Raw genomic sequence first — 13,469 nt, 5'->3', positions numbered from 1 at the left:
GCTCAACTTGCCCAACTTGCTCAACTTGCCCAACTTGCTCAACTCGCCCAAGTTACACCACTACTCCCCCCGCTCCTTCTCCACTTGCCCAATTTACACCAATAACTCACATGTTCAAACTACTCAACTTACCAATTTACACCACTAACTCCACTTGCCCAACTTACTCAACTCGCCAACTCCCAAACTCTTCCTCCATTTGCGCCACTAACTCCATTTACTCAATCCGCTCAACCGGCTCAACTCGTATAACTCGCCGCTGCCTCCACACTGCCGCCGTGTTTCTCATGGTTCAGCAGCCAGCTTTTGCGCGACAGGCCGCCGCCGTAGCCGCCGAGCTCGCCATTCGAATTGATGACGCGGTGGCAGGGGATGACGATGGCGAGCTGATTGGCTCCGTTGGCCTGGGCGACGGCGCGGTAACCCGCCGGATTCCCCACGGCAACGGCCAGCTCGGCGTACGAGCGGGTTTCCCCGGGCGGGATTTGCTGCAGCTGTGCCCACACCCGCCGCTGAAAAGGCGACCCCAGCAAAAACAACGGGGTCTTGAATTCGCGCAATCGGCCGTCAAAATAAAGCGCCAGCTCCTTCTCAATCGAGCGGATCGGCGCGGTGACGCCGGGGATAACCGCCGCCTTGGTCCGCTGGCGAAGCCGCTCCACCTCGCGCTCCAGTCCGCGGCGGTCAATGAACTCCAGCAGATGCAAGGCCGCTTCGTCGGCGATGGCGATCATCGGCCCCAGCGGCGTATCGAGCCAAGCCGCCCGCAAAATCCGGCCCTCTTCCAACCGGGTCGGCGGCGCGCCCATAATCCGGGAAAACGCGTCGCGAAACCCGCTGCTCGATTCGTAGCCCGTGGACAGCTGAGCATCGATTACGGGTTGGCCGGAGCGGATATGCTTCATCGCCAGGCCCATGCGGCGGGCCCGGGCATATTCGACAAAGGTCATGCCGAAGCGCTTTTTGAATTGGCGGCGCGCTGTCGACGCATCGACGGAAAGCTGCCGGAAATCTTCGTCCCTCCAGCGCTTCTCGGGATGCTGCTCCACCGCTTCCACCAGCTGCCGGACGAGATCGGACGCCTGGCCCGGGGGTGACAGCGGGCGGCAGCGCTGGCATGGCCGAAAAGAAGCGAGCAGCGCTTCTTTGGCGGTTTCGAAAAATTCGCAGTTTTCCAGCTTCGGTTTCCGGGCCGGGCAAGTGGGGCGGCAAAAGACGCCGGTCGTTTTCACGCCGACGTAGAACAAACCTTCGTACTCCGTGTTTTTCTCCAACAAAGCTTTATAAAATTCCTCTTTACGGTCCGTGGGGATCATGCGCGGCCTCCTTGAAATTGGTTAGATAAATTATACCGCTCGCCGGCCCGCCCCGCCGCCGAAAATCGGGCAGCGATTTTTTTCGCTCCGGCCTGTCCCGCAGGCGGTCAACACTTCCATTGTGGGCGGGTATGTTTTGTTATATGATATCATGGTGAACCAGGAATTCATGATCTAATGATTTTAAATATAGGGTGTGAGGGAAACGATGTATCCTAGAGACTTGAACTATAAAATGCCGGCCGAATGGGCGCCGCATGAGCGCACGTTTATTTCCTGGCCGGTGCAGGCGTCGATGTGTTATCCGCAGCAGTATGACGCGGTCTGCCGGGGTTATGGCGAATTCATCACGGCGATCGCCGAATTCGAACCGGTGACGGTCGTCGTCAACCCGGTTGATCTGGAGAAAGTGCAGGAAATCTTCAGCGGCGGCAACCACCGCCATCCGATCGAATGCCTGCCGATCGCGCACAATGACGCGTGGCTTCGCGACAATGGCCCGACTTTTGTCGTGAACGGCGAAGGCGAGCTGGCTGGGGTTAACTGGCGGTTTAACGCCTGGGGCGGCAAATATGCGCCATGGGATTTGGACGACGCGGTCGCGCCGCAAATTCTCGAAGCGCTGGGCGTGAAACGGTTTGACGCGCCGCTTGTGCTGGAGGGCGGCTCCATCCATACGGACGGTGAAGGTACGCTGCTGACGACGGAAGAGTGCCTGCTGAACACGAACCGGAACCCGGAGATGAGCCGGGAAGAGATCGTAACGGCCGTGAAAAACTTTGTGAACGCCGCGCACATCATTTGGCTGAAGCGGGGCTTAAGCGGCGACGAGACGGATGGCCATGTCGACAACGTGGCTTGCTTTGCCGCGCCGGGCAAGGTGATTTTGCAGGTGTGCACCGACCCGGAAGATGACAATTATGAGATTACGCAGGAAAACCTGGCAATCCTGAACGCCGCGGTGGACGCGCAGGGGCGCAAGCTGGAGATTGTCCAAATTCCGCAACCGCCGCGCACCATGTATGAAGACAGCCGCTTAACGCTAAGCTATTTGAATTTTTATTTCGTCAACGGCGGCATCATTTTGCCGGTGTTTGGCGGCGCCGCGGCGGAAACCGACCGGCAGGCGGAGCAAATTTTAAGCGAGGCGTTTCCGGACCGCAAAATCCGCACGGTGGACGGTATGGCGATCATCCGCGAGGGCGGCAATGTGCACTGCACGACCCAGCAAATGCCGGCGGGACGGGTACGCGTTTAAATCAACAAGCATAAAGGGGGACTCCAGATGAGAAAGGTGAAGGTAGCGGCCACGCAGATGAGCTGCTCCCCAAATAGAGAAGACAACATCGCCAAGGCGGATAAGCTGGTCCGCGAGGCCGCCCGGCAGGGAGCGCAGATTATTTTGCTGCAGGAGCTGTTTGAGACGCCTTATTTTTGCCAAAAAGAAAAATCGGACTACTACGTCTATGCAACAGAGCTGGAAGAGAACGCGGCGATCCAGCATTTTCGCCAGGTGGCCAAGGAGCTGAAAGTGGTGCTTCCGATCAGCTTCTACGAAAAAAAGAACAACGCCCGCTACAACTCGCTGGCCGTGATCGACGCCGACGGCGAACTGCTCGGACGTTACCGGAAAAGCCATATCCCGGACGGGCCGGGGTATGAGGAGAAGTTTTATTTTAACCCGGGCGATACTGGCTTTAAAGTGTGGAAAACGCGTTATGCCAAAATCGGCATCGGTGTCTGCTGGGATCAATGGTATCCGGAAGCCGCGCGCTGCATGGCGCTGATGGGCGCCGAGCTGTTGTTCTACCCGACCGCGATCGGCTCGGAGCCGCAGGACGGCTCGATCGATTCCAGGGATCACTGGCAGATGTGCATGCTCGGGCATGCCGCCGCGAACCTGGTGCCGGTCATCGCTTCCAATCGGGTCGGCGAGGAAACGGACGAGGATTCCAGCATCACGTTTTACGGCTCGTCCTTTATCGCCGGACCTCAGGGCAACAAAATCGCCGAGGCAAACCGCACCGAGGAGACCGTGCTGGTGGCGGAGTTCGACCTTGATCAGTTGGAGACACAGCGTATCGAGTGGGGAATTTTCCGCGACCGCCGGCCGGATTTGTACAAAATCATCACTTCCTACGACGGCGAGCTGCGTATCGACTAAGCACGTAATTTCATAGAAAATCGGGCCCCCAATTGCACTCGAACGCCGTGATTGGGGGCTTTTGACGGCAGCATGTGGCGCAAGACGGGATCATCCTTGCCCGGTCTTAATCTCGGGGTTGGCGTCCATGATCGCTTCCGCCGCCTGCATAAGCCGCGGGAGATAGCGCAGCCCCTCCCCGGCGCGGGCGAAAAGGTCGGCGGAACCATTAATGCCCAGATCGGCAAGCATTTCGTTGAAGCTGGGAAGCGAATTTTTGTGCAGGGCTGGAGCGTCGGCGGCCAAAATTTTAAGGCAGCGGGCAAAGGTAGCGACGATCCAAAATACCGCCTCTTGCTGGCGGCCGCCCCGGATCAGCTCACGGCTGCCGTCGATCGCGACCGGGCGCGCCGCGGCGGTGATGTCGCTGCTGAAGAAGAACGGCGTACGGGCGTGCTCCGCGGCTGCGTCAAAAGTCCGGGCCAGCGCGTCCAGATGGGACTCCGCCTGCTGCGGCCCGAGCTGAGTACAGCCGAGCAGCCGCAGCAGCTCCGGGTATCTGGCGCTGAGCCCGTAGTCGGCCAGTACCTGCCGGGCGGCGAGGTAACGCAGCCGTACGGTGGGATTGCGCAGCGCGGCCGTAAGCAGGACATGGGTCATGATCCCGGTCGGAAACAGCCACGCCGTCACCTGATCGTGCCATGGCGCGGAAGGATCGATGCTGCGAAGTCCGCGCTCGACCCGCTCCCGGGCGTTTTCGCAGCGGCGGCGCACCCACGGATTTGCGGCAAAACGGGGGGCCACCTCCGTCTGCAGCTTGCGTAATCGTCCCGTTGGATCAGCGATGATCGTATCCGTCCGAAAGCTTCCGGCCAGATGATAGTCCGTCAGGACGTTTTCGACAGAGGCCAGTTGGCTCCAAGGCAGATACGTTACCTCCAACAGCGCGTTCTCGAAGTGGAATTTTCCCGGTTTAAGCGGAGGTTCGGTTTGGGCAGTCACAACCATAAGATCGATGTCTGAACTCGGGGACATTGGCGCGTCATTCGGCAGATCAACCGTCGAACCGCTAAAATAGGCTCCCAGGAAATCAGCCTCCCGGGCGGCGTGCTCCGTCACCCACTGGGCGGCCGCCGTTCGTGCGGACCCGACTTTCATGAGCATCCTCCTCCATTTCATGGAACATCGACATTTCGATCACAGTCGAAGCGAAGCCGTGCTACAATCGGTATCGCTGCAGCAAGAAAGCTCAGGCTGCCCGAGCCCCCTCCCTCAGAATAGCGGAGCTTTATGGTCTTAATTTCCGGGGCGAGGCATGATTCATCCCCATTAGCGGAATTTTATGCCCTTATTTTCCAATGAACGGTGTAAAAGGCGGACATCTCCCTACGGTTCGGGAAAATAACGCCATAAATTCCCTCTATTTCTCGCGAAGTGGGTGATCTCGCCGAATTAACGCCTTTTTTGGTCCTTATGTTTCCGCCTGAGGAGCATTAACATTGCATTAACTCTTACACATGACATTGGTTGCCCTAATACTTTCCGGATTTCTCGCTAAAGCTCAGGTTTTCGAACCGATACTATCGCCCGCTGGAAATCTAACGGTTGAAACAGCTGTTATTTTACGAAAATAGACCTCTTCTAAATTCTAACGGTTGTCATCGCCGTTATTTGCCTGAATCTAAGCGAAATTAGCCGGGTTTAAGTGAAATAAGCGCCATGGCAACCGTTACAATTTTAAATCAGCGTTTTTGGCACGAATAGTGGTTGTGGCAACCGTTAGAGTATGTAGTTCAACTAATAGACACAAACTTTAGCGCAAACGCTAAAAGAAAGAAGGGATTGGAGTGGCGCGTCCACTTTATTTTGCATTGATTCTATTAAGTCTGATTTGGGGCGGTTCTTTTTTCTTCATCAAAATTCTGCTGCCGGATTACGGCCCATGGGCGATCGCCTTCCTGCGGTCGGCCTTCGGGCTGGCGACGATCTCCGCGGTGATGCTGATCCTGCGCAAGCCGTTTGGCTTCCGCAGCATTCCCTGGCTGCCGATGGCCGTCATGGCGCTGGTGAACACCGCGATTCCCTGGGCGTTCATCGGCTTCAGCGAAACGCGGCTGACGAGCGGCATGGCTTCGGTGTTGAATGCCACGACGCCGCTGTGGACGCTGGCCGTCGGGGTTTTGTTTTTTCGCGCCGCCGCGGGCCGGAGGCAATGGTTGGGGATGGGCATCGCCTTTATCGGAATTATCGTCCTGCTCGGCGTAAGCCCCACTTCGATCGTCTCGGTCGATGGGCTCGGCTTCGCCTGCATGCTGGCGGCTACCCTATGTTACGCGATCGGCTCGCATTTGTCCAAGAAGCTCTCGGAAGGGCTGTCAATGTATCAGGTGACGTTCGGCACGCTGCTCTGCGCCATGCTCGGCAGCGGCGTCATGGCCGCGGCAACCGAAGGCGTCTCCCTGGCGCCGCTGGCTTCACCCGCCACCCTAGGCGCGGTCATTGGCTTGGGCGTATTCGGCTCCGGCTTTGCTTATATACTTTTCTATTTCATGGTGCAAAAAGGCAGCCCGCAATTCGCCACAACGGTCACCTATCTGGTGCCGGCCAGCGCGATTATTTGGGGATTCACGCTGCTCCATGAGCCGATTAGCTGGCGTCTGGTGGCCGGGCTGGTGTTTATCCTTGGCGGCGTCTACCTCGCCAACAAAAAAGGGGCGCCAGCAGCCCGCTTGTCAAAGGCGGCTTGACCGTAAGGCGGATAGGTAGGGTATCCGGAGTCCATCCGTCTCACTCCTTTACGCAGAATCATTGGCATCGCCATACGTTATGCACTTTTCGGCGGAATATGCCTATTCCCAAGGAATTTCGAACCATTCCTCCCCAAATGCCGGCCGCCGCTCGCGAATATGCCGCCATTCGTTTGTTCCCGAGTCATAGATGTAGTCTTGTTTCCACTCCTTGATATTCTCCGTAACCGCCCGGACCGCGGTCCCGATGAATACGGCTTCCCGGTCGGTCATCATCGGATGAAGGGACACGCGGACCCAGCCGGGCTTCCGCGATAAATCGCCGGCCGCGATCAGGCGGGCGATCTGCCGGGACGAAGCGCAGTCGATGCCCAGCAAATAATGGCCGTACGTTCCCGCGCAGGAGCAGCCGCCCCGGACCTGGATGCCGAAGCGGTCGTTCAGCAGCTTCACCATCAGGTTGTAGTGAACGGATTCCGTGACAAAGGACACGATCCCAAGCCGGTTCCGGCCGGTTCCGCCGAGAACGTGCAGGCCCGGAACGGATTCGAGCTGCCGCAGCAGCACCTCCGTCAGCTCCCGCTCGCGGCGCAGCATGCGTTCGCTCCCCATCCGCTCCTTCAGCTTCAGGCATAACGCCGCGCGCACCGCCTGCATCACTCCCGGCGTGCCGCCGTCTTCCCGCGTTTCGGGGTTGGGCCAATACTGGTACTCTCCCCAAGGATTGGTCCAAGAGACCGTACCGCCCCCGGGATGATCGGGGACCGGATCGGCGCTCAGCTTCGCGTCCATGATCAGCACACCGTTCGTTCCCGGACCGCCAAGCAATTTGTGGGGGGAAAACAGAACAGCATCGAGCTTATCCTCCGGGGCTTCCGGCGGGTGCATATCGATGCGTACATAAGGAGCGCTGGCGGAGAAATCAACCACGCTGATTCCGCCGTGCTCATGCATAATCCGCGACAGTTGGTGATAGGGCGTTTCAAAGCCCGTCACATTGGAGCAAGCGGTAAAAGCCCCCACCTTGAGTTTACGCTCACGGTACTGGCGAAGCAGCCGCTCCAGATGCTCGGGGTTGACGCGACCGTCGGCTCCGGGGGGAATGCAGACCACTTCGCCGATCGTTTCCGCCCAGGAAATATGGTTGGAGTGGTGCTCCATATGCGTCACGAAAATGACCGGGCGCTCCCGCTCGGCCATCATGGATCGGGCCGCCGCCTGCCAGCGCTGCGGTATTTTCAGTCCCAGCAGCCGCTGCAGCTTGTTCACCGCGCCGGTCATTCCGGTTCCGGCAAACAGGAGCATATCGTCCGGGCCGGCGTTGACATGGCGTTTGATGATGCTCTTTGCTTCTTCGTAAGCGGTGGTCATCGCCGTGCCGGTCAGATTGGAATGCGTATGCGGATTTCCCGCGAACGGGCCGAGCTCCTCGGCCAGTTTGGCTTCGATCGGCCGGTACAGACGGCCGCTGGCCGCCCAATCGGCGTAAAGCAGCCGTTGCCTTCCGTACGGGGAAATAAAGCTGTGGCGATAACCGATCGTATTTTCCCGATAACAATGGAACTCATTTTCCTCCGCAATATCGCGCCGCCCGCTCCTCAACCCGGTTTCGTATTCGTAAGCGGCGTTTCCGATTTTGGCCTGCAGCATGCCGTGTCTCCCCTTTAGCCTTCTTTTAACATCGGTTTAGGTTACGTACATTCGCCCAAAGGGGTTAAGCGGAGGATACAATTGTCAGGAAATTGTAATAATTTGGATAAGTCTCCCGGCTTGCTTCAAGTCTCTAAATAAACAGCTGGACATCGGATTCCAGCGCATCGCGCAGATAAGTCTGAGCATCGATGATCTCCAGTTCGGGAATGAACTCCTCCGGTTTGAGGCCCATAATCTCCACCGAGAGCTTGCAGCCGTAGAATTTGATGTTCTTTTTCCGTGCGCCCTTCAAAAAATGAATCAGCTTCGGCGCCTCGTTGTCTTCGATCATCTCCGTCAGCATCCGCTTGCCAAGCCCGCTAAAATTCATTCTGGATAAAGGCAGTTCTTCCGGACCTTTGGGCGTCATCCAGGTCATCAGTTTTTCGTACAGCGTCTTGTCCTCCAGGGTCATTTTATCGGGATCGCGCACGAGAAACAGCCCCCAGAAGGCAAAAAACATCGTCACCTCCACCTCGATATCCCGCGCGGCATTGGCCAGGATGAGTCCGGCCATCGCTTTGTCGTATTCCCCGCTGAACATCAGCAGGTTCATTCTTTTTTGTTCCATCGTTTCCAGCCTCCATCGCTGCAAGATAACTCTAGTATGTAGTTGGCGGCGGCCGGTTATGCCGAATTCATGAATTGGCCATACGGAGGAAACTCTTTTATTGCAATTTAGGATTAACGGGTGTGGGATGATGGTTCTGGCGCACTTCTTGAAAAAGGATGGACTGGTCCAGGGACATGCCGGGTTTGAGCCCAAGCATACGCTCCAGATCGCCGACGGTGACGGGGCGGGCATACTCCATCAGCTCGTATCCGATCTGTCCGTTTGGCTCCAGAGTGGCCGTTTTCACATCAGCGATGTTGGAGACGCCTATCTGTCTTAACCTTACCTCCAACTGATCGACGGTTATGCGCAGCTTGCGCATGTTGTTCGGCACCACTTGTCCGTTTTCGATCACGATGATGGAACGGCCGCTGAGCAAGCCCTCGAACCAGTCCCATTTCAACTGCAAGTATTCGACAACAATCAGCCAGAAGATAAATACCGCCGCCGAAGCCAGCGCTTTCCACAGCGGATCAAAGGCGACCGGTTGGACGACCATAGTCCCGATCGAAATGATGATTACGGTGGTTGCAGCGGTCGATTGCGCGATCGATTTTCTGCCGGCAATCCGCAGCAGTACGATCCCGGCCAGGACGAGAACCGACGATTCCCATACCCAAGACCAATTCATTAATAGTTCCTCCTTATCCAATCCAAGAATTCATGGTTAAGTTGGATTTTTTTGCTTGAATTTATGCAGTAGACACCCCCATTCTCTCCGTCTATCATTGGAAAAATCCAACAGATTGTTGGAGATCGAACGCTTTTTTGAGCTTTCATTGGATTTTTCCAATGAACCACTCGGTTTTAAGTCCCGCACGAGCGAAAATTTGGCGAGCGGCCGCTTTTACATTTTTACTGCAACAAAACGAGCCTCACTATGTGATCCAGGACGAGCCGGGCACATACGAGGTGTACGGGATAGCCGAATTTACGGCAAAAAAAGACGGGGCTGCAAAGGACTACTCGATCGAAACCGAACATAAACAAATCGAGGTAAGCGGTTAACCATTTGGTTGCTATTTTGCCGGCAATCGATACAATAGAACTTGAACCTTATAGTGCGGGTTCAAAAAGTCGGCTTTTCAGCACCGAGAAGGTTGGATGAAGCCAGGGACTGAGTAGCGGAGCGTACGTTTTGGGTACGTGAGCAACGGAAGGCCCGGCTGAATTCAAGATTCGACGTCGAATCCGCTTCATGATCTGCATCGTGATCAAAAGACGACTTTTTGAACTACCTCTTAAAAGAAATGTTGTGGTGAAACGATGGTATCAATCAAAGATGTAGCCAAGCGGGCCAACGTGTCGATTTCGGCGGTATCCAAGACGTTAAACGGCTATTCCGACGTCAGTGAGTCGACAAGGCAAAAGGTAATGAAAGCCGCGCAGGAATTGAACTATTTCCCGAATATGCTGGCCAAAAATCTGAAGCACAAAGTGACGAAAACAATCGCGCTGATCATCTCCAACTTTGAGCAGGCCAACGGCAAAGACGGCGTAATGTTCCAGATTATGAGCGGGGTCTACACTGCCGCCCAGCATTACCAGTATGAAGTCGTCATCTATACGCGGAGCTTGTCCGAGCAGCAGGACAAATCCTACTGGCAGTTTTGCCAGGAAAATAAAATCGCCGGGGTGGTTATTTCCGGCCTGCGCACAAGCGACCCTTATTTCGAGGAATTGGTGAATAGCGAGCTGCCGAGCGTCATCGTGGATGCGGATATTGTCGGTCCCCATTCGGGCTCCGTGTCCACGGACAACCTCAGCGCCGCCAAGGAGGCGGTGAAATACCTGATCAGCCAAGGCCACCGGGAGATCGGGCTGATCAACGGGCACCCATTTGCCGCAGTTAGCGTGGAGCGCCTGGAAGGGTATCGCCAAGCCCTGGAGGAAGCGGGGGTGCCGTATCGTCCCGAGCGCGTGATCGACGCGAATTTTAACGAGGAAGAAGCCTATCAGGCCACTGAAGCTTATCTTCGGGACAACCCTGGGATCACCGCCGTTTTCGCGGTCAGCGATTTGATGGCGATCGGATTTATGACCCGCTGCCGGGAACTGGGCATAGCGATTCCGAAACAGATATCGGTTATGGGATTTGACGATATCGTATTGTCCAGCTATACGACACCCAGGTTGTCGACCGTCAAACAGGACTTTACCAAAATCGGTTATTCCGCTTTTGAACAGGTGGTTAACATGCTGGAAAAGCAAACGGCAGGGTATCATAAAATTCTTCCGTTCGAAATTGTTGACAGAGAGACGATAAAGGTGCAATAATGGAGTCGAAAACGTTTTCGAATAAGTAATGCCTTTTTTATTTTGCTGAGATCGAAATCGTTTTCGAATTTTTTCCATCATTTCGAAAACGATTTCGATTGCGCTTTCAGAAAAAAGAAAGAGATATGGAGTGAGATGACTGCAATGCTTAACTACAACCCGGCAAGTACGGAAGAGTTACGAAACTGGACTTTCTCCGAAGCTGAATTTGATCCGTTGGCGCTCGGAAAATGCGAAGCCGTAATGTCGCTTGGAAACGGCTACATGGGGCTTCGTTCGGCGACGGAAGAACCTTACATCGGGGAAAAAAGAAATTTGTTCGTCAACGGTACGTTTAACAAGTTTGATGAGTTTGAAGTGAGCGAATTGCCGAATGCGGCCGACCTGACCAAGCTTGACATCCGGATCGACGGCACGCGCTTGTCGCTGCAGCTCGGAACGGTGACCGAGTATGAACGCAGACTCAATCTGCGGGATGCGGAGCTGGTTCGCAGCTTCGTATGGGAGCACCGGGGCAAAAAAATCGCCTTCACGTTCCGGCGGTTTGTTTCTTTGGCCCATCTGCATCAGATCGGCATGCAGGTGGAGATCCGCTTGCTTCAGGGAGGCGCGCGCCTCTCGATCAACTCGGGCATCGACGGCCAGGTCGGCAACAGCGGCAGCCAGCATTTTCATGAGGGTGAGAAGCGGATTTACGACAAAACGTATCTGGAGCTCATTCAAACGACGACAGAGTCGAAAGTTGATTTCGTGCTCGGAGCGGCCCATCGTCTGAAGCTCAACGGCAGCCAGGCCGATATCGTCCCCAAAATGGATATCGACCGCCGCAAAGTGGCCGTCACTTACTCGCTGGATCTGGCGGAAGGGGACGCGGTCGTGTTTGAAAAGCTGGCTTCCGTTTACACCAGCCGCGATCGCGAGTTTTCCGGGGGTACGACGCTGGATACGCTGCGCCAAACGGCGTTGAACGAACTGAAGGATATGCACCGCGCCGGGTACGACGATTTGTTCCGCCGGCATCAGGAAGCCTGGGCCGATGTCTGGAACCGGTACGACCTGTCGATTCAATCGGCCCATGACTTCGACCAACTGGCCGTCCGCTTCGCGGTTTACCATCTGGTCGCCATGACGCCTGCGCATGACCATCGCATGGGAATCGGCGCCAAAGGTTTAAGCGGGGAAGGCTACAAAGGCCATTCCTTTTGGGATACGGAAATTTTTATTTTGCCATTCTATATTTATTCGAATCCGGAGGTTGCCCGCTCTCTGCTGGAATACCGTTACCTGGGGCTGGAAGGGGCGCGGGCCAAAGCGCGCGACAACGGCTTTGCGGGAGCGATGTATCCCTGGGAAGCGGCTTGGCCGAGCGACGGCGAAGTGACTCCCGTATGGGGAGCGGTGGACGTGGTCACCGGCGAGCAGACCAAAATCTGGTCCGGGTTTATCGAGCAGCATATTACCTCCGATATTGCCTACGCCGTTTGGCATTATTACCAGGCGACCGGAGACCGGGAGTATATGCGCCGCTGCGGGTACGAGATCATCTTCGATACGGCCAAATTCTGGGCCAGCCGGCTGGAATGGAACGAGGACCTGGGCCGCTACGAAATCAACGAGGTTGTCGGGCCTGACGAATACAAAGAGCATGTCGACAACAACGCGTTCACGAACTATATGGCCCACTTTAATCTGGAGCTGGCCATGGAATATTACAACGTGCTATTGGAAGAAGACAAGGAGCTGTTTGCCGAGTTGAACGCGAAGCTTGGCTTGGAGCAGGCCGTGTCCGATTGGGCGGCTAAAGCGCAGCGTATTTATTTGCCTAAACCAAACGAAGCGGGGATCATCCCGCAGGATGATACGTATTTGCAGAAAAAGATCATCGACCTTACCCCATACAAACAACAAGAGAAGGTCGGCGGCATTTTCGACGATTATAATCTCGATCAAGTGGGAGAAATGCAGGTATCCAAACAGGCGGACATCATGATGCTGTTTTTCCTGCTGGAGAACCGGTTTTCCCCGGAAGTGAAAAAAGCCAACTACGATTACTACGAAGAAAAAACGCTACACGATTCCTCGTTGTCCTTGTCGACGCACTGCATCCTGGCCAACGATCTCGGGGATCGCAGCCTGGCTTACCGGCTGTTCCAGCGGGCCACCGAAATCGATCTCGGATCTTATATGCATTCGTCCGACGCGGGCATTCACTCCGCCTCGCTGGGCGGAATTTGGGAGTCCGTGGTCATGGGCTTTGCCGGCGTGCGGATGCTCGGCGGAGAGCTTCATGTGAACCCGAAATTGCCGGAGGCGTGGGAGCAGCTTTCCTTCCCGCTGTATTGGCGGGGTGAACGCCTGCGGTTTACGCTGGACCGCCAGCGCCTCCATATTCAAGCGGAGGACGCCAACGCGGAAGTTTCGCTGATCATACACGGACAACGCGTACAGTTCAACGGTGAGCTGCATTACGATTACGAGTCGATCAAGCAATCCTAATCAAGCTCCTAACGGACCACAGCGCCGTTATTTTGGCAAAATCAACAGTTTTCGAGCTGTAACGGACACCACAGACCTTATTTGGCGTTAATGTGCATGTATCCGGCTTTTTTCGAGCAAATAGCGGCTCTCCTGTCCGCTAGAAATGAAAATTGTGCTTTTTCAGGCAAATAAGAGCATTCAGG

Annotated in this window: 11 protein-coding genes; 6 read left to right on the top strand and 5 right to left on the bottom strand. The window is 55.6% G+C overall.

Features of this window, described 5'->3' with window-relative positions:
- Positions 1-239: 239 nt before the first annotated feature.
- Complete coding sequence (locus ACLD72_RS14135; protein WP_410995492.1) at positions 240-1,316, bottom strand: bifunctional transcriptional activator/DNA repair enzyme AdaA; 1,077 nt, start codon at positions 1,314-1,316, stop codon at positions 240-242.
- 208 nt (positions 1,317-1,524) lie between these two features.
- Here ACLD72_RS14135 and ACLD72_RS14130 point away from each other — a divergent pair, with 208 nt between their 5' ends.
- Both ACLD72_RS14130 and aguB read left to right on the top strand, forming a co-directional pair.
- Entirely contained in the window at positions 1,525-2,574 is a 1,050-nt protein-coding gene (locus ACLD72_RS14130) for an agmatine/peptidylarginine deiminase (RefSeq protein WP_410995494.1), read from the top strand.
- Between the two features lie 27 nt (positions 2,575-2,601).
- Positions 2,602-3,480: an N-carbamoylputrescine amidase gene (gene aguB / locus ACLD72_RS14125; protein WP_410995496.1), complete on the top strand. Its 879-nt coding sequence runs from the start codon at positions 2,602-2,604 to the stop codon at positions 3,478-3,480.
- A 90-nt stretch (positions 3,481-3,570) separates the two neighbouring features.
- Here aguB and ACLD72_RS14120 read toward each other — a convergent pair whose 3' ends face one another.
- Positions 3,571-4,617 carry a hypothetical protein gene (locus tag ACLD72_RS14120; protein ID WP_410995498.1) on the bottom strand — a complete coding sequence of 349 codons (1,047 nt, stop codon included), beginning with the start codon at positions 4,615-4,617 and terminating at the stop codon, positions 3,571-3,573.
- A gap of 689 nt (positions 4,618-5,306) precedes the next feature.
- On the opposite strand from ACLD72_RS14120, the gene ACLD72_RS14115 reads away from it, so the two are divergent.
- Positions 5,307-6,206 (top strand): DMT family transporter, encoded by a 900-nt coding sequence (locus ACLD72_RS14115; protein ID WP_410995500.1) that lies wholly within the window; start codon positions 5,307-5,309, stop codon positions 6,204-6,206.
- 102 nt (positions 6,207-6,308) lie between these two features.
- On the opposite strand, the gene ACLD72_RS14110 is transcribed toward ACLD72_RS14115, so the two are convergent.
- From ACLD72_RS14110 to ACLD72_RS14100, 3 genes are all read right to left on the bottom strand, one after another.
- Complete coding sequence (locus ACLD72_RS14110) at positions 6,309-7,856, bottom strand: aminotransferase class V-fold PLP-dependent enzyme (RefSeq protein ID WP_410995502.1); 1,548 nt, start codon at positions 7,854-7,856, stop codon at positions 6,309-6,311.
- A 133-nt stretch (positions 7,857-7,989) separates the two neighbouring features.
- Positions 7,990-8,469 (bottom strand): DsrE/DsrF/DrsH-like family protein, encoded by a 480-nt coding sequence (locus tag ACLD72_RS14105; protein ID WP_251596736.1) that lies wholly within the window; start codon positions 8,467-8,469, stop codon positions 7,990-7,992.
- A 97-nt stretch (positions 8,470-8,566) separates the two neighbouring features.
- The gene (locus ACLD72_RS14100; protein WP_251596734.1) at positions 8,567-9,142 is read right to left on the bottom strand and encodes a DUF421 domain-containing protein; all 576 of its coding nucleotides are present in this window, start codon (positions 9,140-9,142) and stop codon (positions 8,567-8,569) included.
- Between the two features lie 251 nt (positions 9,143-9,393).
- On the opposite strand from ACLD72_RS14100, the gene ACLD72_RS14095 reads away from it, so the two are divergent.
- The 3 genes from ACLD72_RS14095 to ACLD72_RS14085 all read left to right on the top strand — a co-directional run bounded on the left by ACLD72_RS14095 (position 9,394) and on the right by ACLD72_RS14085 (position 13,284).
- Positions 9,394-9,519, top strand: a complete 126-nt coding sequence (locus ACLD72_RS14095) for a hypothetical protein (RefSeq protein WP_458475821.1) — start codon at positions 9,394-9,396, stop codon at positions 9,517-9,519.
- A gap of 258 nt (positions 9,520-9,777) precedes the next feature.
- On the top strand, positions 9,778-10,788 hold the full coding sequence (locus tag ACLD72_RS14090; protein ID WP_410995505.1) for a LacI family DNA-binding transcriptional regulator: 1,011 nt from the start codon (positions 9,778-9,780) through the stop codon (positions 10,786-10,788).
- A gap of 144 nt (positions 10,789-10,932) precedes the next feature.
- A complete protein-coding gene (locus tag ACLD72_RS14085; RefSeq protein WP_410995678.1) occupies positions 10,933-13,284 on the top strand; it encodes a glycoside hydrolase family 65 protein in 2,352 nt (783 codons plus the stop codon).
- Positions 13,285-13,469: the final 185 nt, after the last annotated feature.

This window comes from Paenibacillus lacisediminis (assembly GCF_046567315.2).
This window is presented reverse-complemented; position numbering and strand designations above follow the sequence as displayed.